The organism is Niveibacterium sp. 24ML (assembly GCF_026586805.1).
GTDB lineage: Bacteria > Pseudomonadota > Gammaproteobacteria > Burkholderiales > Rhodocyclaceae > Niveibacterium.
This window is the reverse complement of the sequence record NZ_JAPFHA010000001.1, coordinates 176739-203486: the sequence shown is the minus strand read 5'-3', so window position 1 is coordinate 203486 and position 26748 is coordinate 176739. Positions and strand designations below refer to the sequence as shown.

25 protein-coding genes are annotated in these 26748 nt (G+C 65.8%); 11 read left to right on the top strand and 14 right to left on the bottom strand.

The window, feature by feature from the left end; all coding sequences use genetic code 11:
• Positions 1-115: 115 nt before the first annotated feature.
• The 5 genes from OPU71_RS00865 to nifH form a co-directional block, all read right to left on the bottom strand.
• The gene (locus OPU71_RS00865; RefSeq protein WP_267724041.1) at positions 116-313 is read right to left on the bottom strand and encodes a 4Fe-4S binding protein; all 198 of its coding nucleotides are present in this window, start codon (positions 311-313) and stop codon (positions 116-118) included.
• A gap of 113 nt (positions 314-426) precedes the next feature.
• Positions 427-651, bottom strand: a complete 225-nt coding sequence (gene nifT, locus OPU71_RS00860) for a putative nitrogen fixation protein NifT (protein ID WP_267724038.1) — start codon at positions 649-651, stop codon at positions 427-429.
• Between the two features lie 160 nt (positions 652-811).
• Positions 812-2380: a nitrogenase molybdenum-iron protein subunit beta gene (gene nifK / locus OPU71_RS00855; protein ID WP_267724036.1), complete on the bottom strand. Its 1569-nt coding sequence runs from the start codon at positions 2378-2380 to the stop codon at positions 812-814.
• 178 nt (positions 2381-2558) lie between these two features.
• Entirely contained in the window at positions 2559-4034 is a 1476-nt protein-coding gene (gene nifD, locus OPU71_RS00850) for a nitrogenase molybdenum-iron protein alpha chain (protein WP_267724034.1), read from the bottom strand.
• Between the two features lie 170 nt (positions 4035-4204).
• Positions 4205-5086: a nitrogenase iron protein gene (gene nifH, locus OPU71_RS00845; RefSeq protein ID WP_267724032.1), complete on the bottom strand. Its 882-nt coding sequence runs from the start codon at positions 5084-5086 to the stop codon at positions 4205-4207.
• Positions 5087-5240: 154 nt separating this feature from the next.
• On the opposite strand from nifH, the gene OPU71_RS00840 reads away from it, so the two are divergent.
• On the top strand, positions 5241-6125 hold the full coding sequence (locus OPU71_RS00840) for an NAD(+)--dinitrogen-reductase ADP-D-ribosyltransferase (RefSeq protein WP_267724029.1): 885 nt from the start codon (positions 5241-5243) through the stop codon (positions 6123-6125).
• Between the two features lie 48 nt (positions 6126-6173).
• Here OPU71_RS00840 and OPU71_RS00835 read toward each other — a convergent pair whose 3' ends face one another.
• The 4 genes from OPU71_RS00835 to trmA form a co-directional block, all read right to left on the bottom strand.
• Positions 6174-7130 carry an ADP-ribosylglycohydrolase family protein gene (locus OPU71_RS00835; RefSeq protein WP_267724026.1) on the bottom strand — a complete coding sequence of 319 codons (957 nt, stop codon included), beginning with the start codon at positions 7128-7130 and terminating at the stop codon, positions 6174-6176.
• An 8-nt stretch (positions 7131-7138) separates the two neighbouring features.
• Positions 7139-7375 (bottom strand): ferredoxin, encoded by a 237-nt coding sequence (locus tag OPU71_RS00830; protein ID WP_267724024.1) that lies wholly within the window; start codon positions 7373-7375, stop codon positions 7139-7141.
• Between the two features lie 23 nt (positions 7376-7398).
• On the bottom strand, positions 7399-8901 hold the full coding sequence (gene nifB / locus OPU71_RS00825) for a nitrogenase cofactor biosynthesis protein NifB (protein ID WP_267724021.1): 1503 nt from the start codon (positions 8899-8901) through the stop codon (positions 7399-7401).
• Between the two features lie 153 nt (positions 8902-9054).
• Positions 9055-10146 carry a tRNA (uridine(54)-C5)-methyltransferase TrmA gene (trmA, locus tag OPU71_RS00820; protein ID WP_267724019.1) on the bottom strand — a complete coding sequence of 364 codons (1092 nt, stop codon included), beginning with the start codon at positions 10144-10146 and terminating at the stop codon, positions 9055-9057.
• A 228-nt stretch (positions 10147-10374) separates the two neighbouring features.
• Between trmA and OPU71_RS00815 the strand changes: the two genes are divergently transcribed.
• From OPU71_RS00815 to OPU71_RS00790, 6 genes are all read left to right on the top strand, one after another.
• Complete coding sequence (locus OPU71_RS00815; RefSeq protein WP_267724016.1) at positions 10375-12789, top strand: GGDEF domain-containing phosphodiesterase; 2415 nt, start codon at positions 10375-10377, stop codon at positions 12787-12789.
• Between the two features lie 128 nt (positions 12790-12917).
• A complete protein-coding gene (gene scpB / locus OPU71_RS00810) occupies positions 12918-13697 on the top strand; it encodes a methylmalonyl-CoA decarboxylase (RefSeq protein ID WP_267724014.1) in 780 nt (259 codons plus the stop codon).
• Positions 13698-13814: 117 nt separating this feature from the next.
• The gene (locus tag OPU71_RS00805) at positions 13815-14183 is read left to right on the top strand and encodes a VOC family protein (protein WP_267724011.1); all 369 of its coding nucleotides are present in this window, start codon (positions 13815-13817) and stop codon (positions 14181-14183) included.
• 116 nt (positions 14184-14299) lie between these two features.
• Positions 14300-16021 (top strand): YbaL family putative K(+) efflux transporter, encoded by a 1722-nt coding sequence (gene ybaL / locus OPU71_RS00800; protein ID WP_267724009.1) that lies wholly within the window; start codon positions 14300-14302, stop codon positions 16019-16021.
• Between the two features lie 147 nt (positions 16022-16168).
• Complete coding sequence (locus OPU71_RS00795) at positions 16169-16942, top strand: hypothetical protein (RefSeq protein ID WP_267724007.1); 774 nt, start codon at positions 16169-16171, stop codon at positions 16940-16942.
• Between the two features lie 103 nt (positions 16943-17045).
• Positions 17046-17861, top strand: coding sequence for a helix-turn-helix domain-containing protein (locus tag OPU71_RS00790; protein ID WP_267724005.1), 816 nt, complete (start codon positions 17046-17048; stop codon positions 17859-17861).
• Here OPU71_RS00790 and OPU71_RS00785 read toward each other — a convergent pair.
• The gene (locus tag OPU71_RS00785) at positions 17819-18421 is read right to left on the bottom strand and encodes a hypothetical protein (RefSeq protein WP_267724003.1); all 603 of its coding nucleotides are present in this window, start codon (positions 18419-18421) and stop codon (positions 17819-17821) included. The genes OPU71_RS00790 and OPU71_RS00785 overlap by 43 nt on opposite strands.
• 10 nt (positions 18422-18431) lie before the next feature.
• Positions 18432-19502, bottom strand: coding sequence for a hypothetical protein (locus OPU71_RS00780; protein WP_267724001.1), 1071 nt, complete (start codon positions 19500-19502; stop codon positions 18432-18434).
• Positions 19503-19660: 158 nt separating this feature from the next.
• On the opposite strand from OPU71_RS00780, the gene OPU71_RS00775 reads away from it, so the two are divergent.
• Positions 19661-20128, top strand: a complete 468-nt coding sequence (locus OPU71_RS00775) for a CoA-binding protein (protein WP_267723999.1) — start codon at positions 19661-19663, stop codon at positions 20126-20128.
• 15 nt (positions 20129-20143) lie between these two features.
• Here OPU71_RS00775 and OPU71_RS00770 read toward each other — a convergent pair whose 3' ends face one another.
• A complete protein-coding gene (locus OPU71_RS00770; RefSeq protein WP_267723997.1) occupies positions 20144-21088 on the bottom strand; it encodes an AraC family transcriptional regulator in 945 nt (314 codons plus the stop codon).
• Positions 21089-21144: 56 nt separating this feature from the next.
• Here OPU71_RS00770 and OPU71_RS00765 point away from each other — a divergent pair, with 56 nt between their 5' ends.
• A complete protein-coding gene (locus tag OPU71_RS00765; RefSeq protein ID WP_267723994.1) occupies positions 21145-22182 on the top strand; it encodes an alpha/beta hydrolase in 1038 nt (345 codons plus the stop codon).
• A gap of 43 nt (positions 22183-22225) precedes the next feature.
• Here OPU71_RS00765 and nifA read toward each other — a convergent pair whose 3' ends face one another.
• Entirely contained in the window at positions 22226-23746 is a 1521-nt protein-coding gene (gene nifA / locus OPU71_RS00760) for a nif-specific transcriptional activator NifA (protein ID WP_267723992.1), read from the bottom strand.
• Positions 23736-25331, bottom strand: a complete 1596-nt coding sequence (nifL, locus tag OPU71_RS00755; protein WP_267723990.1) for a nitrogen fixation negative regulator NifL — start codon at positions 25329-25331, stop codon at positions 23736-23738. The genes nifA and nifL overlap by 11 nt, the downstream gene beginning before the upstream one ends.
• A gap of 294 nt (positions 25332-25625) precedes the next feature.
• Here nifL and rsxA point away from each other — a divergent pair, with 294 nt between their 5' ends.
• Both rsxA and OPU71_RS00745 read left to right on the top strand, forming a co-directional pair.
• On the top strand, positions 25626-26207 hold the full coding sequence (gene rsxA, locus OPU71_RS00750; protein WP_267723988.1) for an electron transport complex subunit RsxA: 582 nt from the start codon (positions 25626-25628) through the stop codon (positions 26205-26207).
• 9 nt (positions 26208-26216) lie between these two features.
• Positions 26217-26744 carry an RnfABCDGE type electron transport complex subunit B gene (locus OPU71_RS00745; protein ID WP_267723986.1) on the top strand — a complete coding sequence of 176 codons (528 nt, stop codon included), beginning with the start codon at positions 26217-26219 and terminating at the stop codon, positions 26742-26744.
• The last annotated feature ends 4 nt before the right edge of the window (positions 26745-26748 follow it).

Genomic DNA, 26748 nt, shown 5'->3' with positions numbered 1-26748 from the left:
GTGGAGGGGGGTGAGTGGGGAGTAGCGAGTGGGGAGTAGCGAGTAGGGAGTAGCGAGTAGGGACGCGTTCCCTGGTTTTCCTCTCCACTCCCTGCTCACCACTCCCCAAAAGGCGTCACATGTAGACGATGCAGGCGTCGCCCGAGGCACAGGTGGCCTGGCACTTCGGGCCGTCGTCGCTGTCTTCGCATTCGTTGCAGGTGTCGGCCTTGATCTTGACGATGCCGCCCTTGTCGAAGATCGAGTTGGTCGGGCAGACCTTGATGCAGTCGCCGCAGCTGCTGCATTCGGCGACGATGATTTTCATTGCCATGATGGTTCTCCTTGATTCTGGGGAGTTGGGAGTTGGGAGTTGCGAGTGGTGAGTCGTAGCGCTCTTTTTGGGTTACTCCCCACTCCCCACTCCCCACTCACGACGCGCCAAACTCACTCAACCCCATCCACCCGCCGTGCCCGCACCGAGATGGGCAGGCGCGCCGGGGCGGGGATCGGATCGATGAAATAGACGCCGCCGTTACCGAGCCGGATTTCGCCGCCCCACTTTTCCGGGGTGTCGAACTCGATCGAGGTGATGCTGTCCTCGATGTCGCGCTTGGGCAGGTAGAACGAGAGTCCGCCGTCTGCGCTTTTGCGCACCATGATGTTGGCCATGTTGGTATCCGGGAGTGGTGAGTTGGGAGCAGGGAGTTGTGAGTAGTGAGTAGTGAGTCGTGAGTAGTGAGTGGGTTGGATGGCGATCGGCTGTGCCGATCGCGAATGCTCCTACCCCCTACTCCCCACTCCCTACTCCTTGCTCCCCACTCCCCGCCGATCAGCGAACGATGTCGTAGTTGTAGTCGGTGTCGTTCATGAACTTCGTCTTCTCGTCCAGCCGCTCCAGCACTGCGTTGGTCAGCGTGGTGACGAGGTACATGCCGCCCTCGTAGCCCAGCGTGGTCATGCGGTGCAGGTGGTGACGATCGAAGATCGGGAAGCCCAGGCGGATCAGCGGCACTTCGAAGTCCGGGCCCTTGTAGAGCGTGTCGCGCTGGATCGTCTTGCCGTAGGTGCTGCCGACGATGAAGTCCGGCTTGTCGGTGAAGCACAGGCTGCGCATGTGCCACAGGTCACATCCCGGATACAGCTTGGCATGCACGCCGTAGGGCGAGGATTCGAGCAGCTTCTTCATCGCCTTTTCCCAACGCTTGTTGCTGTTGTTGCAGACGATGTGGGTCGGCTCGATGCCCAGTTCCAGCATCACCTTGGTGAGGCCGAGCAGGAAGTCGGGGTCACCGAACATCGCCATCTTCTTGCCGTGCAGCCAAGCGTGCGAGTCGGTCATCATGTCGACCAGGCGGCCCCGTTCTTTCAGCAGCGATTCGGGAATCGGCTTGCCGGTGACTTCCGAGACCTTCATCAGGAACTCGTCGGTCCATTCAACACCCATCGGGATGTTGATCTTCGGCACTTCGTGGTTCCACGTGGTCTCGACGAACTTCTTGCTCTTTTCCAGCGTGGTCGGCTGCAGCATGAAGGTGGTGTAGGCGTTGGGTGCGTCCTTCACCTCATCGATCGTGGTGCCGCCGGCGTACATCTGGTATTCGCCGTTCGCGGGGGTGTCGAGCACTTCTTCCGGGTCGCACAGGAAGGTGAAGTCGACATCCATTTCCTTGAGCATCCGCTTGATCACGCGGTAGTTGCCCAGGTAGGTCTCGAAACCCGGAACGATGTTGATCTTCTTGTTGCTGCCGACGACCTTGCCGTCCATCGTTGCTTGCGTGAAGTAGCTGACGATGCCTTCGAACATGTTGTCCCAGCCGGTGACATGCGAGCCGACGAAGGAGGGGGTGTTCGCGTAGGGGATCGGGAAGTCCTTCTCGACGTGACCTTCTTTGCGGGCGTTGCCGATGAAGGCGCCCAGGTCGTCACCGATGACCTCCGCGATACAGGTGGTGCACACCGCGATCATCTTCGCGTCGTACAGTTTGGTCGCGTTCTGCAGGCCTTCATGCACGTTCTTCTGGCCGCCGAACACCGCCGCATCTTCGGTCATCGAGTCGGCGATGAAGGCAATCGGCTCTTTGAAGTGGCGGTTGAAGTAGGTGCGGAAGTAAGCCACGCAGCCTTGCGAGCCATGGATGTAGACCATGGTCTTTTCGAAGCCCATGCCGCACAGGGCGCCGCCGAGCGGCTGGCAGACCTTGGCCGGGTTGATCGTCAGCGCTTCGCGCTTGAAGTTCAGATCCTGGTATTCCTGGGTCGTCGTCCAGGCAAAGGTCTCGGCGATCTTCTCTTTCGAGACGGTCTCTTCGAACTGCTCGCGCTTGTTCGTGATGAGGTCGCGGTATTCCGGCTCGTTGAAGAGCGGGAAGCACGGTTTCGTATCTTCGACGGTTTGCATCTTGCATCTCCTTGCCCGGCCATCTAGCTGTGGACGCGGGTGAAGCTTGGTCGGCCGTGCGGCGCAATGCCGCACGGAGTCACGCAACATTCAGGCAGGGCCCACAGGGGCCGCGGGGCGGAATCCGGGGCAGGGGAGCCCCCCGGATTCCGTATCGCAGCAGCCGGGGCTAGCTACCTCAGGCGGCCTTGAGTTCGCCCGTGGATTCTTCTTCCTTGAGCCAGGGGGCCTTGAGCATTCCCCAGCACGGGTTATTCACGGTCATGTCCATGTCGCGGGCGAAGACGGCGAAGCCATCAAAGCCGTGGTACGGGCCGGAGTAATCCCACGAGTGCAGTTGGCGGAAGGGCACGCCCATCTTGTGGAAGGCGTACTTTTCCTTGATCCCGGAGCCGATCAGATCGGGCTTGAGCTGGCGGACGAACTCTTCGAACTCGTAGCCGGTCACGTCGTCATAGATGAGGGTGGCGTCCTTCATCTCTTTCATCGTGCGGTCGTAGTCGTCGTTGTGCGCGAACTCGTAGCCGGCGCCGATCACTTCCATGCCCAGGTCCTCATAGGCACCGATGGTGTGACGCGGGCGCAGGCCGCCGACGTAGAGCATCACCTTCTTGCCCTGCAGACGCGGCTTGTACTTGGCGATGATCGCGTTCATCGCCGGGGTGTACTTGGCGATCACGCGCTCGGCGCCTTCCTTGATCTTGTCGTCGAAGTGCGAGGCGATGTCGCGCAGGCTCTCGGCGATCTTGGTCGGGCCGAAGAAGTTGTACTCAAGCCAGGGGATCGCGTACTTCTCTTCCATGTGGCGCGCGATGTAGTTCATCGAGCGATAGCAGTGCAGCAGGTTCAGCTTCACCTTCGGCGTGTTTTCCATCTCCGCCAGCGTGCCGTCGCCCGACCACTGCGCCACGACGCGCAGGCCCATCTCTTCGAGCAGGATGCGCGAGGCCCACGCATCGCCACCGATGTTGTAGTCGCCCAGAATCGCGACGTCGTAGGGCGTGCTCTCGAACGCCTTGTCATCACGGTTCGAGATGATCCAGTCGCGCACCGCGTCGTTCGCGATGTGGTGGCCGAGCGATTGCGAAACCCCGCGGAAGCCCTCGCAGCGCACCGGCACGATCACCTTGCCGATTTCTGCCTGCTTCTTCTTCGCCACCGCCTCGATGTCGTCACCGATCAGACCGACCGGGCACTCGGACTGCACCGAGATGCCCTTCGAGAGCGGGAAGAGGCCTTCGAGTTCGTCGATCAGCTTGGCGAGCTTCTTGTCGCCGCCGAAGACGATGTCCTTCTCCTGGAAGTCCGAGGTGAAGTTGATGTCGCAGAAGGAATCCACGCCCGAGGTGCCGGCGTAGTAGTTGCGGCGGCCGCCGCGTGAGTACGCGCCGCAGCCCACCGGGCCGTGCGAGATGTCGATGATGTCCTTGATCGGGCCCCAGACCACGCCTTTCGAACCGGCGTAGGCGCAGCCACGCTGGGTCATCACGCCCGGTACCGACTTGCGGTTCGAGGTGATGCACTTCTTCGATTGCTCGATGGTCTTGTCGTTCACCATCAAGTGCTTGGCGCGGTCTTTCTTGGCCTTCTCGGGGTAGACCTCAAGCACCTCTTCGATGAGGGCCTGGGCTTGCTCGCGGGTGAGCTCAGACATTTGGTTCTCCTTTGCACCGGGCTCTAGCTCGCCACGGGGCAGAAGTTGGTTAAAAGCAGGTTTCACCGCAAAGGCGCGAAGGCGCGCAAAGGGCCCCCAAGGGGCTGCTCGGCAGCCCACCCGGGTATGCGGATTCCCCTTTGCGCCTTTGTGGCAAGAGGCCTTTCAGCTCAGACCGCGAGTTCGGCGGCGGTTTTGCCGACGATCTTTTCGTCTTCCACTTCCATGATCCCGAACTCCATCAGCAGTTCTTCCAGCTCTTCCATTTCGAGCGGGTTGGGGATCACGAACTTCTTGTTTTCGACGATCTTGCGGGCCAGCTCGCGGTACTCGTCAGCCTGCTTGGCGGTCGGGTCGTATTCGATGACCGTCATGCGGCGGATCTCTGCGTGCTGCACCACGTTGTCGCGCGGCACGAAGTGGATCATCTGGGTGCCGATCTTGGCGGCCAGCGCTTCGATCAGCTCGTCTTCACGGTCTGTCTTGCGGCTGTTACAGATCAGGCCAGCAAGGCGAACGCCGCCCGAATTGGCGTACTTCACGATGCCCTTCGAAATGTTGTTGGCGGCATACATCGCCATCATTTCGCCCGACACGACGATGTAGATCTCTTGCGCCTTGCCTTCGCGAATCGGCATTGCGAAACCGCCGCACACCACGTCGCCCAGCACGTCGTAGAACACGAAGTCGAGGTCGTCGGAGTACGCGCCTTCTTCCTCAAGGAAGTTGATCGCGGTGATCACGCCACGGCCGGCACAGCCAACGCCGGGCTCCGGGCCACCCGATTCGGCACACTTGATGCCCTTGAAACCGACTTGCAGCACGTCTTCCAGTTCGAGGTCTTCAACCGAACCTGCATCGGCGGCCAGCTGCATCACGGTGTTCTGCATCTTGGCGTGGAGGATCAGGCGGGTCGAGTCGGCCTTGGGGTCACAGCCGACGATCATCACTTTCTTGCCGGCCTCGGCCAGTGCGGCCACGAGGTTCTGTGTCGTGGTGGACTTGCCGATACCACCTTTGCCGTAGATGGCGCATTGACGGAGTTTTGACATGGTGCTTCTCCTTGAGGGGAACATTGTTCATCGTGTCGGGCACATGTGTTGCGTGAGGCACTCACACCTGGCCAAGACGACTCGTCCACCACATCGCAATGCGCGTGCCAGGGGTGGCAATTCCGCGCAATGCGTTGGAAATACAAGGAAAAACATGAATCAGCGTGTGCAGGTGGGCAGTACGGCATCCGACAATACGGTGGCGGTCTGTCGCGATGACGACATCGAAACCGACAACCCGACACTGCCTTCGTGGGCGCGCTTGCCCATCAATCGCTGCAACCTGCCGGCTGTTGTGCTGGGCAGTTACACCTTTCACCGCTATCCGTCGCCGCTGGTGCTCGATGGCGTGGCCGAACTGCATCGCCACTTCTTCGGCTTGCTTGCGGCATGCGGCAACTTTGCCGAGCGCGCGCGACACCTGCACGATTACATGGCGCTGAGCTTCTGCCTCGATTCGCCCGAGCAGGCGGGGCTCTCGCCGGGCATGCGCGCAAGCCGTGGCCGGCTCAACTACCTCAAGCTGATACGCGGCTGGCATTTCAATTCCGACAGCGTGGAGGGCGCAGTGCTCAAGTCCTGGGTTGAATCCCGTTTCGGGCTGCTACCACGCCATCACAAGGCGCCGATCCGGGACTTTTCGGGCGAGCCCTATCGCATCTACCTCGAGCAACGTTCGGCCGGGCTGTACAACACCAACGCGCTTGAAGCGCAGCTTGATCTGCTGTTTGCCTGGACCCAGGCGGAGCTGGCCCGCCGCTTCCCCGGCCGGATGCACTTCAGGCTCTACCGCGGGCTCAACCACTGGGAGGCGCACGAGTTCGTCGGCCAGCGCGCGCGCGAACGTCTGGTGGTGCTCAACAACATCAACTCCTTCTCCACCTCGCCCGAGCGTGCGGGCGAGTTTGGCGATGTCGTGATTGTTGCCGAGGTGCCGCTGACCAAGGTGCTGTGCAGCGCCGCGCTGATGCCCGAGCGCTTGCAGGGCGAAGACGAAGTGCTGGCGCTCGGTGGCGTGTACGCGGTGCGGCGCGTGTAGGGGCGCGAGGGCGGGCGCAGGCGCGCGCCGCGCAGCCGCCGGGGCAGATCAGCCCTGCGGCAGGCTGCGGGCGAGCAAGGGCTGCACGGCTCGGCCGCACTGCTGGCCGATGCGCGGATCGAGCGCATCCAGCCAGTCGGCCGGCAGTCGCGCGGCGCCGTCCAGCGCGCCGGCAATGCAGCCGGCAATGGCGCCGGTGGTGTCCGCATCGCCGCCCCGGTTGACCACGTCGATCAGGGCGTCACGCGCGTTGTCGTTGTAGTCGATCGCCTGCAGCACCGCGCACAAGGTATCGACGATGTAGCCGCTCGGGTTCTCGACTTGCCGCCCGCGAAATCCGAAGGCCGGAAAGTGCCGAACCAGCGTGTGTGCGAGCGCCATCACCGCGCCAATGCCCGCGCCCAGCACTGCCGCGCGCACCATGAACACCACCGCCAGCGTGGCCGCGTCGGTCAGCGGGCAATGGTGCGTCACGCGAGCCTGCGCGAGCGCGTGTTCGGCGAGGTGCGCAGGGCGGGCCGCGAGGAAGGCCAGTGCTGCCGGTGCGCAGCGCATCGTGGCGCCGTTGCCGGCATCGTCCGACGGGGGCGCACAGGCTTCGCCGCTGCGGCGAAAGCGCGAGATGCCGCGCCGCACCGTATTGCCGATGTCCACCGGCTTGCTGCGCATCCAGGTGTCGAACGCGCGCGCGTAGTCGGCGGCGGCGGGCTCGTGGTGTGCGATCAGGCAGTCGGCGAGGGCGAGCGCCATGCCGGTATCGTCAGTCACCGCACCACTGGGCAGGCGCAGCCAGCCGCCGCCGCGAATCCGCGCATGCGTGCCGTACTGCGCGCGGATCTCGCGTGGCGTCATGAACTCCACGGTGGCACCCAACGCGTCGCCGAGCGCCAGGCCAAGCAGGCAGCCACATGCGCGGTCGATGATCGCGGGGCTCATGCTGGCGGCCGGCCAGCGCATTGCGTGGCCCTCGAAGTCAGCCAGACAGGCGGCGAGGGCGCTTTCCATGCACGGCCTCAGGCCGGGGGCGCGAGCGAACCGCGCGGGTTGAGCGGGGTGCCGAGCTCGTCGACGATCACGCCTTCCACCGGGCAGATCGCCGCGCACTGCGGCGTTGCGAAAGCATCCACGCATTCGCTGCAACGGTCCGCGTCGATCAGGAAGTGGGGCTTGGCTTCGTAGATGGCCTGGTGCGGGCACAGCGGCAGGCAGGCCCAGCAGTTCACGCAGCCTTCAATGATCTCGAGTGCCATGGCTGCCGCGTCCTCGTTGCGGCCTAGGCGCGCCGTTGCGCGTCGCGCGGGGCGTCGAGCTGGCCGGCCGCGAGCATTGCCTGCCACACGGCGGCGGCGGCCGCTTCGATCGATTCCATCGCGTGCTCGACATCCGGCCGGATGCCGGCCGCTTCGAGCTTGCCCCAGGGTTCGATCCCTACGCGCGAGCACAGCACGACTTCGCAATCGGCCAGCGTGGCGATGGTGCGCGCGAGCGTGCTTTCCGTTTCACCGCAGTCGTCGGCGCCGCCGCAGTACTGTGCTGCAGCGCGGGTTTCAAGCCACTCGACCTTGCCCTCGCGGACCTCGTAGACGCTGAAGGCGCGCGCATGGCCAAAGTGCTGGTCGATCAGCATGCCGCTGCCGGTGGCCACCGCCATGCGCACCGCGCGGCCCAGTTCCGGCGGGGGCACGGCGGGGCGCAGGGCAAGCACCTGCGCCGGCTCGGCATGGCGTGCGGCGCGCTTGGCCGCCAGCTCGGCGTTGATGGTCTCGCGCAGGGCGACGCGGCGCTGCATGGCGGCGACTTCGTCGATCTGCATGGCGGCGACCTTCTCGATCGAGAACTCCGCGCCGCGATCTTCGCCCAGCATGCCCACCGCGTCGGCGCGGCACTGCTGGCAGTGGCGCATCATGTTCATCTCGCCGGCGCATTCGTCCTGCAAGGCTTTGAGCTCTTGCGGAGTCGGCCCGCGCTGGCCGGTGAGGCCGAAGTGGGTGCCGTGTTCGGCCTCGGAAATGAGCGGCATCACGTTGTGCAGGAAGGCGCCCTTGGCGCGCACCACACGCGACACTTCCTTGAGGTGCGCGTCGTTGATGCCGGGAATCATCACCGAGTTCACCTTCACCAGGATGCCGCGTTCGACCAGCATCTCCAGCCCCTTCTGCTGCTGCGCGATGAGGATCTCTGAGGCCTCGCGCCCCGTCACGCGGCGGTGGTTCCAGAAGATCCACGGGTAGATCTGCGCGCCGATGTCCGGGTCGATGCAGTTGATCGTGATGGTGACGTGGTCCACCTTGTAGGCGGCGATCTGGTCCACATACTTGGGCAGCATCAGCCCGTTGGTTGAAAGGCACAGCTTCAGATCCGGCGCGCGTCGCGTGAGCTCGCCGAAGGTGGTGAAGGTGCGCTCGGGGTTGGCGAGCGCGTCGCCCGGCCCGGCAATGCCCAGCACGCTCATCTGCGGAATCGCAGCGGCCACCGCCAGCGTTTTCTGCACCGCCTGCTCGGCGGTCAGCACCTCTGACACCACACCGGGGCGCGACTCGTTGCTGCAGTCGTACTTGCGGTTGCAGTAGTTGCACTGGATGTTGCAGGCCGGCGCCACCGCCACATGCATGCGCGCGAAGTGGTGGTGGGCTTCTTCCGAGTAGCAGGGGTGATCCTGCACCTTCTGCATGATCGCGCTCGGCAAGCCGTTCATCTGCTGCGCGCTGGAGCCGCAGCGGCTGCTCTTGCAACCGCTGCTGGCGGCAATGGGCGTGGCGGGGTTGAGGGCTGACATGCTGTGCTCCCGAGTCTGTTTTGCTCAGGTTCAGCAATTGCCGTGCCGGCCCCCTTGAAGGCCGGATTTACTGGCCTGGCCCGGCGCCGCTCGGTGCAAGTGTCGGGTTGGCGACAGGCCGCTGTGTGCGAAACAGTACAGCCGGCGGCGGGCTCAGGCGCGGCGGCTGAGCAGCAGGCCGCATTCGAGGTGATGGGTGTAGGGGAACTGGTCGAACACCGCTGCGGCCTCGATCTTGTGCGTGGTGTGCAGCGCCTCGACGTTGTCGCGCAGGGTTTGTGGGTTGCACGAGATGTACAGGATGCGCTCGAAGCCGGCGGCCATCGCCAGCGTGGTCGCGTCCAGTCCGCTGCGCGGCGGATCGACGAAGAGCGTGCTGAAGCGGTAGCTGTCCAGATCGACATCGGCGAGGCGGCGGAAGGGGCGCACCCGCGCCAGCGCGTCGCTCATCTCGTCACTGGAGAGGCGTGCGAAGGCCACGTTCTCGACACCGTTCGCGGCCAGGTTGTAGGCGGCCGCGCGCACCGAAGACTTGCTCACCTCGGTCGCCAGCACACGCCCAAAGTGCGGCGCCAGCGCCACGGTGAAGTTGCCGTTGCCGCAGTAGAGTTCCAGCAGATCGCCGCCGAGCGGTTGCGCCTGCCGGCAGGCCCAGCCGAGCATCTGCCGGTTCATGCCGCCATTGGGCTGGCTGAAGCTGCCTTCGATCTGCTGGTAGCGCAGCGTGCGCCCGGCCAACTCGAAGGATTCGAGCACCCAGTCGCGTTCCAGCACGATCTTCTGCTTGTGGCTGCGCCCGATCAGCAGCACCTTCATCGCGCTGGCCAGTTCGCGTGCGGCGGCCTCCCAGGCTTCGTCGAGCTTGCGGTGGTAGATCAGCGTGATCAGCAGTTCGCCGCTGAGGGTGGAGAGGAAGTTCACCTGGAAGAGCTTGCGTTTGAGCTCGGGCGAGGCGATCACCGCGTCGCGCAGCACCGGCATGGCCGCGCAGATCGCCGCCGATGCGGTCGGGAAGTCCTCCAGCAGCACCGGCTGCTTCGGGTTGTCCGCTTCCCACATGGCGTAGTCCAGTCGCTCGCCGTGGTGCCAGATCCGGAACTCGGCGCGCATGCGGTAATGCTGCGGTGCGGACTCGAAAACCTGCGGTTCGGGCACATTGAAGGGGGCGAAATCGCGCTTGAATTGCGCCACCTTGGGGGCGAGCTGGGCGGCGTAACTTTCGGGGCTGTGGCTGGGCAGAGACATGGCGTTGCTTGAAACCGGGGTGGAACGAAGGGCGCAACGATACCGCGTTAAAGCACCCAAGGGGGATGCGGCCGCCGCGGCGTCACGCCGATTGATCACAATGTTTTGCGGTGTGTCCATTGCGGCTGGCTGGGGCTGCGGCGATGATTGTGCACATGCGACGGAGCTATAACAGGGTCAGGTGCCCTGACGGAGCAACGGCCGGCGCGCATCGCTCTGGGGGCTGACATGGACGAAAGCGACGCAGAATTGCCCCAACGGGCGCTGGAGATGATCGAAGCCTTGCTCGAACAGAATCTGCCGGCCGCCTGGGCGCTTTGCAACCAGCATGTTGAGCGCGCCGCTTCGGCGGCGCAGACGATTCCGGTGCTGTGCCTGCGCGGCACCGCCGAGCGCTGGATGGGGCGGCGTCTGGATGCGATTGCGTCGCTGCAGTCTTGCCTGGCCTCTCTGAGCCAGGAAGGGCGAGAGGACATCTGGTTCGCGCGCACGCACCTGCAACTGAGCGCTATCCACGCCTCGGCGCAAGAACTTGAACTGGCCGAGCATCATCTGGAGCTGGCGCGCGCCCGCTTCGCTGCCCTTGGCGATGTGGCCGGCATGCTGCAAGCGCGCGTTTTTGCCGCGATGAATCTGGGGCTGGCCGATCGTGAGCCGGAAGCATTGTCGGAGTTCGAACAGTGCGAACGCAGCTATTCCGAGATCGAACCCGCCGACCCGATCGGCCACGGCGCTTGCCTGATCAACTGGGCGGTGGCCTTGCGCGCGCTAGGTCAAAGTGCGGAGGCCACGAAGCTGCTCGGGCGTGCGCTCTCGCTCGGCCACGCGTTTGGTAGTTTTCGCTTGCAGACCCTGGCGCTGATCCAGTTGGCCGGCATCGAGCGTGAGCAGGGCGCGCGCTCACAGGCCACACGCCACGCAAGCGATGCCGTGGCCAACGCACGGCGCATGGGCTTTGCGTTTGGCGCCGCGCTCGCGAACCACGCGCTGGCCGGCCTTGCCGAAGACGATGGGCTGCATGATGAAGCCGAACGCCTGACCGAAGCGGCCCACCGTGAGGCCTACGAGGCGGGCGCCTACTACCTCGCGAATGGCATCGAGGCGGACTGGAGCGAGCGCTGCGCGCGGCGCGGCGATCTTGCCGGCGCCTTGTCGCATCTGCAGGCCCATATGCACGGCCGCCTTGCCCTGATGGCACAGAACTACAGCAACGCGGTGCAGCATACGCAGGCGCGCCACCTGCTGGCGATGGCGCAGAAGCACGGCGAGGCGCTGGAGGCGGAGATTGCTGCACGCACAGCCGAGATCCATAGCACCTTGGCCCGCCTGCAGGCCGAAGTGGCACGCCGCCAGATTGCCGAGGCGGCGCTCAGCCATCTGGCGCAGCACGATCCCCTCACCGGCTGCCTGCGGCGCCACTGCTTGGCGCCCAGCCTTGCCGACTTTGCGCCAGGCCAGGCCTCGCATGCCTTGGTGTTCCTCGACCTGCAGGGATTCAAGGCCTTGAACGAGCGACTCGGCAACGCTGCGGGCGACCAGTTGCTGGCCGATCTGGGCGGGCGCTTGCGGGCCACTGCGCCGGGGCGGCCGTTGATCCGCTACGGTGGCGATGAATTCATCCTGCTGATCGGTGAGCAGGAACTGGCCGATGCCGAGGCGTTTGCGCAGCGCATTCGCGAGGCCGTGGTCCAGCCTTACGCACTGTCGATGCACGATGCACGGATCGACTGTCACCTCGGAATCTCGGCAACACACACCGGGGTGGTGAGTGCCGAACAGTTGCTGCAGGAAGCCGAGATCGCGCTGCAGGCCAGTCAGGCGGGAGCAACGAACAAGTTCATGCAGTTCAGTGCCGTGCTCGATGCTTCTCATCGACGCGCACAGCAGATCCGCGCGCAACTGCCGGGCGCGGCACCACGGGGCGAGTTGTATCTGCGCTTCCAGCCGATCCAGCATGTCGCCGACTGGCGCGTTTCTGGCTACGAGGCGCTGGTGAGGTGGGTGTCACCGGCACTCGGTGAAGTCGCGCCGGGTGAATTCATTCCACACGCCGAACGCAGCGGAGAGGTGATCGAGATTGGTGCCTGGGTGCTCGAAGCGGCGTGCAAGCAACTGGCGACGCTCAATCGCACCATGGGTTTGCGCTGCAGCGTCGCGGTCAATGCCTCGGCGCAGCAGTTCCAGCATCCGGGCTTCGAGGCGCAGATCCTGCATGCACTCGGTGAGTCCGGGCTTGATCCCACCTTGCTCAAGATCGAAATCACCGAGACCTCTGCGCTCGAACGCCCCGACGAAACCGGGCGTCTGATCAACGCGCTGCGCCGCCGCGGCATCGACACCTACCTCGACGATTTTGGCGCCGGCTACGCCAACCTCGCGCGCTTGATCGAGCTGCCGATTGCGGGCCTCAAGATCGACATGAGCCTTACTGCGCGGATCAGTGAATCGCAGCGCGTGGTCGCGGTGATCGATGCGCTGGTGCGTCTTGCCCATGCCTCGGGCATCGTCACGGTGGCCGAGGGCGTGCAGACGTCGGATCAGGTCGAACTGCTGCGACAACTCGGCTGTCAGCACTTGCAGGGCAGCCTGATTGGCCCCCCGGCACGGTTGACCGAGTTGCTGGTTGCCACCACGCTGCACTGAAGCGTGTTGGCTAGGTGTCTGCGTCGCACTTGCCTTGGGTCAGCACCCTCGCAGGGCAAGGCGTGGATCCTGCCTGTAAGGCTTCGCGCCCGACCAGCCTGGCGCGTCGTGTGGCCCGGAGACCCCGCATGCCCCTGATCAATGTTGAATTTGCCGACCATATCGGCACCGTGGTGATGAACCATGCCGAAAAGCGCAACGCCCTGAGCAATGCGCTGATCGAAGAGATGCTGGGCGCGATCCAGCACTTCAACCAGACCGGCGCGCGCGTGATCGTGCTGCGTGCGCCGCCCGGCAGCCGGGTCTGGTCGGCGGGGCACGATGTCAGCGAACTGCCGGACCGCGGGCGCGATCCACTTGGCTGGGGCGACTCACTGCGGGTCGTGATCCGCGCGATCCAGCAATCGCCCGCGCCGGTGATCGCGCATATCGAGGGCTCGGTGTGGGGCGGCGGCTGCGAGGTCGCGCTGGCCTGCGACATCCTCGTCGCCACCCGCGACGCGAGCTTCGCGATCACCCCGGCCAAGCTTGGCGTGCCTTACAACCTCGGCGGCGTGCTGACGCTGATGAACATGGTGCCGCACCCGGTGCTGCGCGAGATGCTGTTCACCGCAAGGCCGATTCCGGCGCAGCAAGCCTTCAACCTGGGCATGATCAACGCGATCTGCGAGGCGAGCGAGATCGACGCGCGGGTCGCCGACATGGCGCAGGCGATTGCGGCGAACTCGCCGCTGTCGATTGCCGCGATGAAGGAAGAAATCCGCCTGCTGGCCGGCGCCCATTCGGTATCGCCGGAACTGTTCGAGCGGGTGCAGGCCCTGCGCCGCACGGTGTATGACAGCCACGACTACCAGGAAGGGCTCGACGCTTTTCGCGAGAAGCGCAAACCGGTTTTCTGCGGGCATTGAGTCGGGCGGGGGCACGGTAGCCCGCACAGCAAATGAGCTTGAATTGCGGCGTTTGGTGGACGATTCTTGGAGTCCGCCGGGCGCCGCCCGGGCCACCATCTGGATCAAGGAGCGATCATGCAGAGCAACCCGGTCGGCTGGTTTGAAATCTATGTGCAGGACATGCCGCGCGCCAAGGCCTTCTACGAGGGCGTCTTCCTGCAGCCCTTGCAACTGATCGAAAGCCCCGATGTTGAGATGTGGGCCTTCCCGATGATCGAAGGCCCCGGCGCATCGGGCGCCTTGGTCAAGATGGAGGGCTGCCCCTCCGGCGGTAACAGCACGATGGTCTACTTCTCCTGCGCGGACTGCGCGGTCGAGGCTGGCCGCGCCGCAGCGCTCGGCGGCCAGATCTTCCGGGAAAAATTCTCGATCGGGCAGTACGGTTTCATCGCCCTGGTGAGCGACCCGGACGGCAACATGATCGGACTGCATTCGATGCAGTGATTGCGCGCGCTGCGCAGCCGCTCCTGAAGGGGCCATACCGGCCCCCGGAACCATTTCGGCCTTGGCGCGTTCAGTAGGGAGAGCGCCCGCTCCTCACCGAGGAAAGACACCGCCCGATGCCGCACGACGTCAGCCTGATTGCCACGATTGCCGCCGGCTTCGGCCTTGCCTTGCTGTTCGGCTTTGCGGCGGCACAGATGCGGATGCCGCCGCTGGTCGGCTACCTGCTCGCCGGCATCGTGATCGGCCCAGCCACGCCGGGCTTTGTGGCCGACGTGGGCCTCGCCAGTCAGGTTGCCGAGATCGGCGTGATGCTGCTGATGTTCGGTGTGGGCCTGCACTTTTCCATCAACGACCTGATGGCGGTGCGCCGCATTGCGGTGCCCGGCGCGATCGTGCAGATCCTGGTCGCGGTGGCACTGGGCATGTTCACGGCGACGCTGTGGGGCTGGGGCTTCGGCGGCGCGCTGGTATTCGGGCTCTGCCTCTCGGTAGCGAGTACCGTAGTGCTGCTGCGGGCGCTGGAGGCCAAGGGCTTGCTGCAGTCGGTGAACGGCCAGATCGCGGTCGGCTGGCTGGTGGTGGAAGACCTCGTGATGGTGATGGTGCTGGTCTTGCTGCCGGCGCTCGCCGGGGTGCTGGGCGCCAGCGGGGGCGGGGCGGCAAGCGGTGCCGCCAGCCCCCAGATCTGGCAGGCGGTCGGCCTCACGCTGCTCAAGGTCAGCGCCTTCATCGCGCTGATGCTGGTGGTGGGGCGCAGGGTCTTGCCCAAGCTGCTGTGGTGGGTGGCGCGCACCGGCTCGCAGGAACTGTTCACCCTCAGCGTGGTGGCTAGCGCGGTGGGCGTGGCCTTCGGCGCTGCCAAGCTGTTTGATGTGTCCTTCGCGCTGGGCGCTTTCTTCGCCGGCATGATGATGCGCGAGTCGGAATTCAGCCACCGTGCCGCCGATGAATCGCTGCCCTTGCGCGATGCCTTCGCGGTGCTGTTCTTCGTGTCGGTGGGCATGTTGTTCGACCCCGCGGTGCTGTGGTCGCAACCGCTCAAGGTGCTCGCGGTGGTGGCCATCATCATGCTGGGCAAGACGATCGCCGCCGTGCTGCTGGTACTGCTGTTCCGCTACCCGCTCAACACCGCGCTGACGGTGGGCGCGAGCCTCGCGCAGATCGGCGAGTTCTCCTTCATCCTTGCCGGCCTCGGGGTGGCGCTCGGCCTGATGCCGGCCGAAGGCCAGAGTCTGGTGCTGGCTGGCGCGCTGATCTCGATTGCGGCCAACTCGGCGATCTTCGCCGCGGTCGAGCCGCTGCAGCGCTGGGTGCGCAAGCGTTCGGCGCTGGCACGGCGCTTCGATCAGCGCGACGACCCGCTCGCGCAACTGCCGATGAGCACCGACCAGGCGCTGCTGAGCGGGCAGGTGGTGCTGGTGGGCTACGGCCGCGTCGGGCGGCGCATTGCAGCAGCGCTGCGCGCGGAGGGCATCCCCTTCGTCGTGGCGGACGACAACCGCGAACGGATCGACGCCCTGCGCAAGGAAGGCTTTCCGGCCGTGAGCGGCGACGCCAGCACGCCGGAGGTGCTGATCCAGGCGCATATCGCGCGCGCCGCGATGCTGGTCATCGCGGTGCCGGATGCGGTGAGCGCGCGCAAGATGGTCGAGATCGCGCAAACGCTCAATCCGGCCATTGCGGTGGTGCTGCGCAGCCACAACGAGGAAGAGGCGGATCTCCTTGCCAGCGAGACGAGTGCGCAGGTCTTCCTCGGCGAGCAGGAACTCGCGCGTGGCATGAGCGAACACATCTTCGTCAGGCTGCGCGGGCCGCGGCCCGCCCCGCCGCGCTAGCGCCCGGCTGCCATGCAGCAAACCAGCGCCGGCGAGCCGCCGGGTCTAGACTGGGATCAGGAATGGCGTGTTGCCAAGGGCGCGCGTCGACCCTTGTGAGCCTCACAATCGCCGCGCAGCCCTCGCCTGATCAAGAAGGGGGAAATCATGAGCGCGATCCTCGAAAGACCCAGACCCATATCGGCCGACACCGGCAAGCCCGCATCGGTCCGCCTTGACCGCAGCTTGTCCGAACTGCTGCGCAATCCGGCTGCAACCGCGTCGCCAGAGCTGGCCCGGCGGCTCGGCACCGTCTCGCTGGCGGACTTCCCGCCGCTTGAACGGCCCAAGTTGCGCCCGCCCGGCACGCGGCCGCCAATCAAGATTCCGCCGGACATTCCGCGCATCGACGTCACTGTGCTGTTCGACTTCGACAAGGATCTGGAAGGCAATCCGGTGCCGGACGGCGCACTCGCCGATGCAGTGTACGGGCTGACGATGCGTAACCCGCTCAACAACGGGCCGGTCTATGTGCGCAAGCAGGTCTATGTCGGCGGCTCGAATGGCGTGTCGATCCATGCGCCGGGCACAACGCCCTGCTTCTATGTGCGCGAAGGCGCGGTCGACGTGCTGTTCGACCGCCCGACCGATGCCGTGTCGATCAAAGCGCATCCGGTGTGCGAGACCCCGTGCCCCGGCGATATGCAGATCACGACCGGGCGGCCCTTCCTTGAGGCCTACGACAGCGCGGGCAAGCGCATCGCCGTGGCCTACTACGCCGGCACGCTGCCGGGCGCATCGGCGGGCGATGGCTGGATGACGCTGGCCGTCAAAGTGCCCTCCCGCTCGATCACGCGGGTTCGCTTCTCCTGCCAGGCAGACGCCGCGCAGTGGCCGAACAAGTCCTACTTCGACAACCTGAGCTACCACCTGGTCATCTGAGGCGGCACGCCAGTTCGCGCGGCGGGCGACGCAGATCAGAACGCCCGCCGCGCGCTAGTCCAGAATCGGCGCGCTGGCTGCCCCGATACCCGTGCCGAATGCGATGCAACTGATTGATGTTCTGCCACCGCCGCTGTTTGCCCCCTGGCTCGAACGCGTGAGCTGGGTCGAGATCGCGCCTCACGAACAGATGCCGGTTTTCGCCGGGGCGCGGGTGAATCTGCTTTTCGTGGTGGAGGGTGAAGTGTGTGTCGAGGGGATCGGCGACGCGTGCAGGCTTGCAACGCACGTTTGCTGGGGCCCGACTCGCAACGCCGGCCAGGTGAGTTGCGGCAGTGAGGCGGCGCGGGGCTGGCTGGTCAAGCTGGCTGGCGGCGCTGCGCCCGCCGTGCTGGGCAGCTCCGCCGAGGCGCTCGCTTCGCGCGTGCAGGCCTTGAGCGGGCTGTGGCCGCATCTGGGCGCGGTGGCGCTGGGCAAGCAGGCGGATCGCGGCTTGGCGACGGTGCTCGGCTGGATCGCCGCGGCGATCGGGCGTTGGGAAGACCGCCTGCTCTGGTCGCCCGGCCAATGCCAGCGCGTGATGGGCCTGGTCGATTCGACGCCGGTTGCGCAACTGGCGAGCCAGCTCGGGATCAGCAAGGCAACGCTTGAGCGGCGGATCTGGGCCGCGTTCGGCCTGCCGCCCAAGGGTTTGGCGCGCGTGCAGCGCCTCTATCGCAGCCTTGCGATGATCGACGCTGCAAACGACGCCGACCTCGCCGCCCAAGCGGGCTTCTTCGATCAGTCGCACTTCATTGCCGACTTCCGGCAGCTGACCGGCACCACGCCGGCGCAGTTCCGGCGCCTCGCTGGGGACCGCCCGCAACTGCTGAGCCTTTACAACGCGGCGGATCTGACTGGCGGCATCCACGGCGGCTGACTGACGCAGACCTCGCTCCAGGCGATCAGGGCGTTCTTCACCTTGACCCAGCGCGAGAGGCTGCCGGTGAGCCCCAGCCCGCCGCTGAGTCGTTCCCGCCACAGCGCGATGCGTTCGCCCGCGCTATTGAGCAGTTCGGCTTCCACAGTGGCGCCGCCGCTGTCCAGCGGATAAAAAACCAGCAAGGCCGAGGCAATGTTCAGGGCGGGCGACACCGGGCTCAGTTCGCTGAGCGTGACGTTGAGGGTCGGCGCGCCGTCACGCGGCGGCTTGAGCGATGCACGGAGCGATTCCGCGAGCGCCTGGGCCATCTCGTCCACCTCGGCCGCATCGTCCGCTGCGAAGCTGCCCTCGATCCGTACCGCGCCCAGGCGCGGCGCTGCCAGTGCGTCCGGCGTGATGGATTCGCGCACCCGAACTTCGAGGCTGGCGGTCTTCTGCACCACCGTCCAGGTCTGCTTCGGGTCTGATTCGCCCGGGTGCTCGTGCAGCACGGCACAGGCAGACAGGGTGCTGATGGCAAGGCCGACAACGAGGGTGGCCAGTTCTTGACGTTTCATGGAGATCTCCTCAGGACAAAACAGAAATCCGCTGTGCTGCAAGGCGCGGGCTGGGGGTGTCGGGCGGGTAGTCGCGTTTGCCCACGCGCACCAGCAGTTGAAGGTGTTCAAGACCGAGCGCGGCCTCGACCGCCCTGCGCTGAGGCAAGGCTTCGACCGCCTGTGACATGGGGTGCAGTGCGATCCCCGCGGGCACCGCACGCAGCCACAGGCGCATCAGCTCGGCGCCGGCATGGCGCCAGTCCGTCGGCGTGTCGCTCTCGGTGCTGAAGGCGAGCCAGCCGCCGCCTTCCTGCGTCTGGCGGGCCGCCAGTTCCAGCGAGCGGGCGCGGAATGCCGGCGCAAGCACCTCATCGCGCGAGTAGGTTGCGGCCACCCAGCGCTGCGCAAGCCACGGCAGTTCCATTGTGGCGGGGGTGATGCCGGTCGGATTTCCGGCGAGCTCGCTTTCCTGCCAGCGAATCCAGCGCGCGAGTTCGTGCCAGACGGCGTCGTCCTTGCATTGCGCTGCCGTTGCTTCCAGCGTCGCATCTGCAATCAGCCTCGCCGCCGGGCTGCCGTGTGCGAAGAAACGCGCCGAGGGCGCAGCGGCAAGGCAAGCGGCAAGCGTGGCCTCGCAGCCCGTCAGCGGCGCCAGCGCCTTGCGCAAGGTGCGGCGGCGGCGCAGCGCCGGCAGCCAGGTGGTGTCGACCGAGCGCGGGCTGAGGTGCAGCGGCACCGCGCTTGTGGCGCCCGCGCAGTCGCCGGCTTCAAGCTGCAGGCCACGCGCGGCGGCGGCAACTTCGAGTGCGACGAGGAAGGCACCCAGGCTCTGCCAGCACTCGCGCCCGTCCGGGGCCACCACCTGCAGGCTGCGGCCGGGGGCGCGGCTCAGACTCCAGTGTTCGCCTTCGTGCAAGGCGATCTGCCAGGGTTGTGAATTGTGGCTGCTGGGTGCGCGGGCGGCGTCATTGATCAGGGCGTGGGCTTCGTCCAGCCAGCCGCCGGCCGCGGCCACTGCGTCGCCGGCAGAACTGCTTGCCGGCAGGGCGCTGTGCACGCCCAACAGCAGGCTGGCGGCGAGAAATTCGCGTCGGTTCATGGCTTGCTCCATTGCTGTGGTGTGGATCGAATTGGGCCACCGGGGGGTCTGCCGCTATAGGAAAAAAACGTCACATCCGGCGCACTGAGCCAGCTCAAAACGGCAAGCTGGCGGCGCCGCGATACTCGTGGCCCGCCTGTTGAAGCCGAGGATCTGTCATGCGCGAAATGCCAAGCGAAATCGCCAGCTTCCTGGCGAGTCACCATGTCGCCGTCGCCGGGGTCTCGCGCAGCGGGGCAGGGCCGGGTGCGTTGATCGCGAAACGGCTGCGCGACAGTGGCCACACGGTTTGGCTGGTGAACCCGGCGGCGGACGAGATCGGCGGCGAGCCTTGCTATCGCAACCTCTCAAGCGTGCCGGGCGAGCTGGGCAGCGTGATGGTCGTGACCGCGCCGGCTGATTCCGTGAAGGTGGTCGATGAGGCGATTGCGCGTGGCGTGCGGGCCGTCTGGCTGCACCGCTCGTTCGGCGAAGGCAGTGTCAGCGCCGAAGCGGTCGAACGCTGCCGCGCGGCGGGCGTGACGGTGGTCGAAGGCGGCTGCCCGATGATGTATCTGCCACCGGTAGACATTGCTCACCGTGTGTTCCGGTTCTGCCTTGAACTGCAGGGTCGTGTGCCGCGCTGAACGGCGCCAGCGCGATCACGCCACGCGGCTATCGGTTGGCAATCCGGTTTGGCGTGGTGGTGCCGCCGGGATGTAGAGCAGGGCCTCGGTGAAGTCCGCGGCGCAGCGGCGCAGATCGATCGATTCGAGGTGAAATGAGGGGTCGAGCCGCCAGCCTGATTGCGGCAACCAGGTCAGGAAGATGAAGTCGAGCAGCTGCGTCAGGCGCGCAAGATTCAGCGCCTCGGGCGGGTGCCCGCCAGCATAGCGGAACACCGCGAATCGCCGTGCCGGGATGCGGTGGCGCGCAAGCCCGGCCGGCACCGGCGCATCGGGCCGCACTTCCAGCGCTGGCACGTATGTCGCCAGCCCGGTCAGCGCATGAACCGGTTTGACGAGGCCGACGTAGTTATCCGGGTTGAGGCTGCCGTGGATGCGCGGCGCGTCGTTTTCCATGAAGGCGCGCGCGGCGCGGTTGGCCAGTCCGGCTTGCAGGTCGTCGCTCAGGGCAAGCTGAACTGTGCGGCCGATGAGCACCCGCTGCGGGCAGACCACGACGCTTGCGTCGGCGAGCAGCCCGCCCCCCGGTGCTTCGCGCACGACCAGCGGGCCGGCGATCGGGATCGCCTTCGGGTTGCGCCTCAAACGCGCTGGGGTGGCGCCAAAGCGGCGCGTGAAGGCCCTTGCGTAGCTCTGTTCAAAGCCGAAGCCGTAGCGCAACGCGAGATCCAGCACCGAACCCTTGCCGTTGAGCAGATCGACCAAGCTCTCGTCGAGCTTGCGATTGCGAACGTAAGTCATCAGCGGCACGCCGGCCAGCGCGCCGAAAACGCGGTGAAAGTGAAACGGCGAATAGGCCGCCACCGCCGCCAGCTCGGCCAGCGACAAGGGCGCGGTGAGCCGCGCTTCGACATGGCTGAGCACGCGCCGGATTGCGTCGAGCGCGTCGCCGGTGATCGGCGAATCGCAAGAAAGGTTCATTTTCGGTCCTTGCCAGCCTGCACGATCCGCTTCATGACTGACTCGCGGAACGCATCATGAACTCAAGCCTTCCTATCCTAAGCCTTGCCGCGCTGTGCGCACTTGGCCTTTCCTTGTTTCAGGCCGAGGCACAGGCTGCCGGCGTGCAGGCCAAGGCAGGGGCAAATGCCAGTGCAAGCACCACGCCAAACCGGCTGATGTTCGAGGAGATGCAATCACAGGCCGTGAATGACGGCGCCTTGAAGGATGGCCCGACGCGCTACTTCTCGGTGTATCTGCCGCCCAGCTATTTCGATGAGCCGGAGCGGCGCTTCCCGGTGGTCTACTACCTGCATGGCTTTGGCGGCGGCATGGGGTTTCTCGCCTATTTCAAGGACGTGCTGGACGCCGAGATGCGCAAACCCGACGTAACGCCGTTCATCGTGATCGAGGCCGACGGCACCAACAGCCTGCGCGGGAGCTTCTATGTGAATTCGGCGGCAAGCGGCCGTTGGGAAGACCACATCGTGCAAGAGCTGGTGGGCTGGGCGGACGCGCGGCTGCGCACGATTGCGGCGCCCGAAGGGCGCGGTATCGCCGGGGCGTCGATGGGCGGCTTTGGCGCGATCCACCTCGGTTTGCGCTACCCGGATGTGTATCAGTCGGTGCTTGCGTTCGCGCCGGGTCTGGTCGCGCCGGGGCAGATCAAGGCCGCCTGGGATAGCTGGAACACCGAGATCAAGCGCGCCTACGGCGCGGCCTTCTCGCCCAACCCTGCGCTGCCGCGCCCGCATGCCGAGATTCCGGTCTTTGATGGTTCGCCGGACGACCAGCGCATCGTCGCCAACTGGGAGCGCGGTTTCGGCGCCCCGCAGGAAAAGATCGACGCCTACCTTGCGCAGGCGGCGCGGCTCAAGTCGATCCAGATCGTGGTCGGCAAGGACGACGAACACGACTGGATCGTCCGCGGCAGCAAAGCCTTCTCCGGTCTGCTCAGTGCGCGCGGCATCGAACACCGGCTCGAACTGATCGAGGCGAGCCACGCGATGCCAACCGACTTCCCCGCGAAGTTCATGGTGCCGCAATTCTCGAGCGCCTTCGCGCCGCGCAAGTGAGCCGCAGCCCGGCGGGCGCGGAGCGAAGGGCTTGGCGTGGCCGCTAGAACTGCTTCACTTCGATGCCCAGCGTCTGCACCCGGTAGGCGATTTGCCGTGGCGTCATGTTGAGCAGGCGTGCGGCCTTGGCTTGCACCCAGCCGGCCTGTTCGAGCGCGGCGATCACGCGGGTGCGCTCGTCGAGGCTTGGGTCGTCGAGGTCGATGCGGTTGGCGGCAGCCGCGGCGGCCATCTCGCGCTGGCGGTCGATGCGGATCAGATCACAGTCGATATTGCCGCTCTCGGACATCACCGCCGCGCGCTCGAGGCAGTTTTCCAGTTCGCGCACGTTGCCCGGCCAGCCGTACTGCGTCAGCCGGGTGATCGCTGCCTCGCTCAAGTCGAGCGGGCGGCCCTGTGCGTGGCCGATGCGCCCGATCAGGTGGCGCGCGATCTCGGGCACGTCTTCGAGGCGCTCGCGCAGCGGCGGCACGGTGATCGGCATCACGTTGAGGCGGAAGTACAAGTCCTCGCGGAACTTGCCTTCATCCACCGCGTCTTCGAGGTCGCGGTGGGTGGCAGCGATCACGCGCACATCCACCTTCATCGTGCGGCCGCCACCGACGCGTTCGAGTTCGCCTTCCTGCAGCACGCGCAGCAGCTTGGCCTGGAAGGCGGGCGAGATTTCGCCGATTTCGTCGAGGAAGATCGAGCCGCCGTCGGCCATTTCAAAGCGGCCCTTGCGCGCCGCCACCGCGCCGGTGAAGGCGCCTTTCTCGTGGCCGAAGAGTTCGGATTCGAGCAGGTTTTCGGGCAGCGAGGCGCAGTTCAGGCGCACATAGGGGCCGCGCGCACGCGGCGAGTTGTAGTGGATCGCGTTGGCGATCAGTTCCTTGCCGGTACCGGTTTCGCCGCGGATCAGCACCGTGGTGTTCCACTTCGAGACCATGCGGATCTGCTCGAAGATGCGGCGCATCGCGACCGAGTGGCCGACCATGTTGTCGAAGCCGTGCTGTGCGCGCACCGTGCGGCGCAGGGTGTCGCGCTCCTCGGCGATCGTCTCTTTCTCGTGCGCTACATCGAGCGAGAGCTTCACGCTCTGCCCGATCAGGTTCGCCACCATTTCAACGAAGCGCGCGCGCACCGCAAGCAGGCCGTCGTCGAGCCGGTTCGGCTGCACCGCCAGCGCGCCCTGCAGCACGCCGCCGACATGGATCGGCGCGGCGATGAAGGGCAGGCGGCGCTGATAGATGCCGAGCCGGTTGAGGAAGCGTGGGTCGCTCGCAATGGAAGGCAGCGCCATCGTCTTGCCTTCTTCGAGCATCAGGCCCATCACGCCTTCGCCTGTCTGGTAGCGCACCGGCTCGAAGTCTTCGGCTTCGATCCCCTGCACCGCGCTGACGACCAGCTCGCCGCTGTCGGCATCCAGCACGCTGATCATGCCCAGCGTGAGACCGGCCGATTCTTCGAGCACGCGCAGCACTTCCTGCGGGGCCTTCTTGACGTCCAGCGTGCGGGAAAGGATGACGCTCACCCGGTAGAGCGTCTCCATCTGCACCCGGTGCAGTGCGCCTTCAGCGTCCATGATGGTGTCCGTTCGCGCTTGAAGCGGGCTCGGCGCTGATGCCTGCGCCGTGTTGCAGCGGCAGCACCACACGGGCAATGCAGCCGGTTTCGGGGGCGGGGTTCAGTTCGATGCAGCCGCCATGATCCACCGCCACCTGCTGTGCGGCGGGCAGCCCGGTGCCCAGATGATTGCCCTGCGCCTTCTTGGTGCTGAAGAAGGGCTCAAAGGCTTTGAGGCGCAGTTCGGGCGCCAGCCCGGGGCCGCTATCGACCACCGAGATTTCCACGCTGTCGCCAAGGCTGATCGTGGTGATCGCCAGTTCGCGCTGGCGCCAGCCCTTCACATTCATCGACTCGATCGCGTTGTCCACCAGGGCCTTGAGCAAGCCGCGCAGGCGAGTGGGCGCCCCCTGGATATTGGGCAACACCATCTGCGGCTTCCAGCTCACCGAAACGCCTGCCGCCAGCAGGCGCCCGGATGAAAGATCGAGGACGTCGCGCACCACTTCGTTGAGGTTGACCGCGGTGGACATCTCGGGCGCGCGCGCCGGGATCGCGGTGCGCAGGGTTTCGAGTGCCGCCTGCCCGGCCTTGAGCGCTTCAGCCAGGGCTGCCTGCGCCGGATCGCAGCCACGCCTGCCCATCATCGTGACGACCGAGCCGAGCACGTTGAGCGGCCCTTCCATCTGGTACACCGCAGCCGAGAGGCTTTCGCGCAGCGCTTGCTGGCGGTTCTCCTCGGCCATCACAGCCTGCAAGGCGGCGATGCGGGCTTTCTCCTGTTCCTGGATCTGGCGGCTGATATCGGTGGCCACCAGCAGCAGCATCGGCTCGCCCTCGCTGTTGTAGAACGCGTCGGCCTTGTCGCTTGCGGCGGAAACCCACACCGCCGAGCAGTTGTACCAGCGCGGCGATCGCCAGTGCGGGCGATCGAGCCGTACTTGCCGATCGAGGAATGCGTGGCTGCCCGGGGTGAAGGCGCCAAAGCCGTTGCCCAGTTCGTTGCGGATCGCGTCCAGCAGCACCTTGGCCGGCTCGGTCATGCCCAGGTCCGACATCAGCGCCTTGTAGGCGAGGTTGTCGAGCACGACGCGGTCTTCCAGGTTGAGCAGGGCCAGCACCAGCGGCGCGCTGTCCACCACCGATTCGATCAGCGCCTTCTGGTTGCGCACCGCGCATTCGAGCTTGTGCAGCGCGGTGATGTCGCGATGCAGGCCCAGGTAGTGGCTGATCTGCCCGGCTTCGTCGAGCACCGGCGTCACGGTCAGGTCGGCGAGGTAGGGGCTGCCGTCCTTGCGGCGATTGACCAGCCTGCCGCTCCAGGTCTGCTTGCCGGTGATGGTGTGCCACATCGCCTTGTAGACCTCGGGCGGCGTGGTGTGGCTGGAGAGGATCGACTGCTTTTCGCCCAGTGCGTCGGCGGGCAGGTAACCGCTGACCCGCGTGAACGCGGGGTTCACATACTCGATGTGCGCGCGCGGGTCCGAGATGGAAATCGCGATGTCCGCCTGCTCCACGGCGGCGCGGAACAGCGTGGCATCCACCTGTGCGCGGGGGGTGGGGGATGCGGACTTCCTGCTTGCTGGCTTCTTCGTTTCTGGCATGGCACGCCCTGGCGGTGAGTCTGCGGCGAACCATGCAGTAAGCGTGCCGCAAACGCGCGCAAGCACCCCTTCGTTGAGCAGGGTCAAACGCGGGTGGCATGGCGGCCGCTTTGTCACATCGTTTGTCGGCTTGTCGCATCCGTGACAGGGGGAAATGCGCCATCGCGGCGCTGTCGGGTTCCTCACAAAGCGTGGCGGCATGCCGCTTTGCGGGGCGTTCTTGCACAGCCTCGGTGCTCGCGGCCGGCCTTGGCACGCTCTCTGCAAAGTCGGGTGCAGGAGGTTTCAACCGACATGAGCGAATACCTGATCCTGCTGGTCAGCACCGCGCTGGTGAACAACGTGGTGATGAGCAAGTTCCTCGGCCTGTGCCCCTTCATGGGCGTGTCCAAAAGCATGGACAGCGCCTTCGGCATGGGGCTCGCCACCACCTTTGTCATCACCGTTGCGGTCGCCGCGAGCTGGGTGCTCGATTACTTCGTGCTCGCCCCGCTCGGGCTGCAGTTCCTGCGCATCCTCACCTTCATCGTCGTGATCGCCGCGACGGTGCAGTTCATCGAAGCGGTGATCAAGAAATCGATGCCGGCGCTGTATCAGTCGCTCGGCATCTTCTTGCCGCTGATCACCACCAACTGCGCGGTGCTCGGTCTTGCGCTGCTCACCGTGCAAGAGGGCGGCAGCTTCCTCAAGAGCGTGGTGTACGGATTCGGATCGGCGCTCGGCTTCACGCTCGCGATGCTGATGTTTGCCGGGCTGCGCGAGCGGCTTGCGCTGGTGCGTGTGCCGGCGGCGCTGGATGGGGCACCAGTGAGCTTCATTCTGGCCGGCCTGCTCTCGCTCGCCTTCATGGGTTTTGCCGGACTCAACTTCAGCTAGGAGGCCATGATGCTTGTGCCTGTTGTGATCCTGACTTTGCTGGGCCTGATGCTGGGCTTGATGCTCGGTTACGCCGCCCGCGTGTTTGCGGTGGAAGGCAACGAGGTAGCGGCCGAAATCGCCGCGATGATGCCCGGCACCAACTGTGGCCAATGCGGGCTGGCGGGCTGTGGTGCCGCGGCCGACGCGCTGGTGGCCGGCGCTGCGCCGGCAACGGTTTGCCCCGGCGGCGGCGCGCCCCTGGCACAAGCGATTGCCGCCAAGCTGGGGCTGACACTCGATCTGGGTGGCCTGGCTGATCAGGGGCCCAAGATCGCCGAGGTGCAGGAAGACATCTGCATCGGCTGCGCGCGCTGCCTCAAGGGCTGCCCCACCGATGCCATCGTCGGCGCCAGCAAGCAGATCCACGGTGTGCTGCACCAGGCCTGCACCGGCTGCGGCGCCTGTGTGACGGAGTGCCCCACCGGGGCGATCGGACTGCGCCCGCTGCCGCAGACCTTGCAGGACTGGAACTGGGCCTCGCCCAGCTTCGCCTGAGGAG

Coding starts and splice junctions, on each gene's coding strand:
- OPU71_RS00775 (WP_267723999.1), top strand. CDS start 19,661: ATGCGCGAAATGCCAAGCGAAATCGCCAGCTTCCTGGCGAGTCACCAT.
- rsxA (WP_267723988.1), top strand. CDS start 25,626: ATGAGCGAATACCTGATCCTGCTGGTCAGCACCGCGCTGGTGAACAAC.
- ybaL (WP_267724009.1), top strand. CDS start 14,300: ATGCCGCACGACGTCAGCCTGATTGCCACGATTGCCGCCGGCTTCGGC.
- nifT (WP_267724038.1), bottom strand. CDS start 651: ATGGCCAACATCATGGTGCGCAAAAGCGCAGACGGCGGACTCTCGTTC.
- OPU71_RS00790 (WP_267724005.1), top strand. CDS start 17,046: ATGCAACTGATTGATGTTCTGCCACCGCCGCTGTTTGCCCCCTGGCTC.
- OPU71_RS00865 (WP_267724041.1), bottom strand. CDS start 313: ATGGCAATGAAAATCATCGTCGCCGAATGCAGCAGCTGCGGCGACTGC.
- nifK (WP_267724036.1), bottom strand. CDS start 2,380: ATGCAAACCGTCGAAGATACGAAACCGTGCTTCCCGCTCTTCAACGAG.
- OPU71_RS00745 (WP_267723986.1), top strand. CDS start 26,217: ATGCTTGTGCCTGTTGTGATCCTGACTTTGCTGGGCCTGATGCTGGGC.
- OPU71_RS00770 (WP_267723997.1), bottom strand. CDS start 21,088: ATGAACCTTTCTTGCGATTCGCCGATCACCGGCGACGCGCTCGACGCA.
- OPU71_RS00765 (WP_267723994.1), top strand. CDS start 21,145: ATGAACTCAAGCCTTCCTATCCTAAGCCTTGCCGCGCTGTGCGCACTT.
- nifB (WP_267724021.1), bottom strand. CDS start 8,901: ATGTCAGCCCTCAACCCCGCCACGCCCATTGCCGCCAGCAGCGGTTGC.
- OPU71_RS00780 (WP_267724001.1), bottom strand. CDS start 19,502: ATGAACCGACGCGAATTTCTCGCCGCCAGCCTGCTGTTGGGCGTGCAC.
- OPU71_RS00815 (WP_267724016.1), top strand. CDS start 10,375: ATGGACGAAAGCGACGCAGAATTGCCCCAACGGGCGCTGGAGATGATC.
- OPU71_RS00835 (WP_267724026.1), bottom strand. CDS start 7,130: ATGGAAAGCGCCCTCGCCGCCTGTCTGGCTGACTTCGAGGGCCACGCA.
- trmA (WP_267724019.1), bottom strand. CDS start 10,146: ATGTCTCTGCCCAGCCACAGCCCCGAAAGTTACGCCGCCCAGCTCGCC.
- nifA (WP_267723992.1), bottom strand. CDS start 23,746: ATGGACGCTGAAGGCGCACTGCACCGGGTGCAGATGGAGACGCTCTAC.
- scpB (WP_267724014.1), top strand. CDS start 12,918: ATGCCCCTGATCAATGTTGAATTTGCCGACCATATCGGCACCGTGGTG.
- nifH (WP_267724032.1), bottom strand. CDS start 5,086: ATGTCAAAACTCCGTCAATGCGCCATCTACGGCAAAGGTGGTATCGGC.
- nifL (WP_267723990.1), bottom strand. CDS start 25,331: ATGCCAGAAACGAAGAAGCCAGCAAGCAGGAAGTCCGCATCCCCCACC.
- OPU71_RS00805 (WP_267724011.1), top strand. CDS start 13,815: ATGCAGAGCAACCCGGTCGGCTGGTTTGAAATCTATGTGCAGGACATG.
- nifD (WP_267724034.1), bottom strand. CDS start 4,034: ATGTCTGAGCTCACCCGCGAGCAAGCCCAGGCCCTCATCGAAGAGGTG.
- OPU71_RS00785 (WP_267724003.1), bottom strand. CDS start 18,421: ATGAAACGTCAAGAACTGGCCACCCTCGTTGTCGGCCTTGCCATCAGC.
- OPU71_RS00795 (WP_267724007.1), top strand. CDS start 16,169: ATGAGCGCGATCCTCGAAAGACCCAGACCCATATCGGCCGACACCGGC.
- OPU71_RS00830 (WP_267724024.1), bottom strand. CDS start 7,375: ATGGCACTCGAGATCATTGAAGGCTGCGTGAACTGCTGGGCCTGCCTG.
- OPU71_RS00840 (WP_267724029.1), top strand. CDS start 5,241: ATGAATCAGCGTGTGCAGGTGGGCAGTACGGCATCCGACAATACGGTG.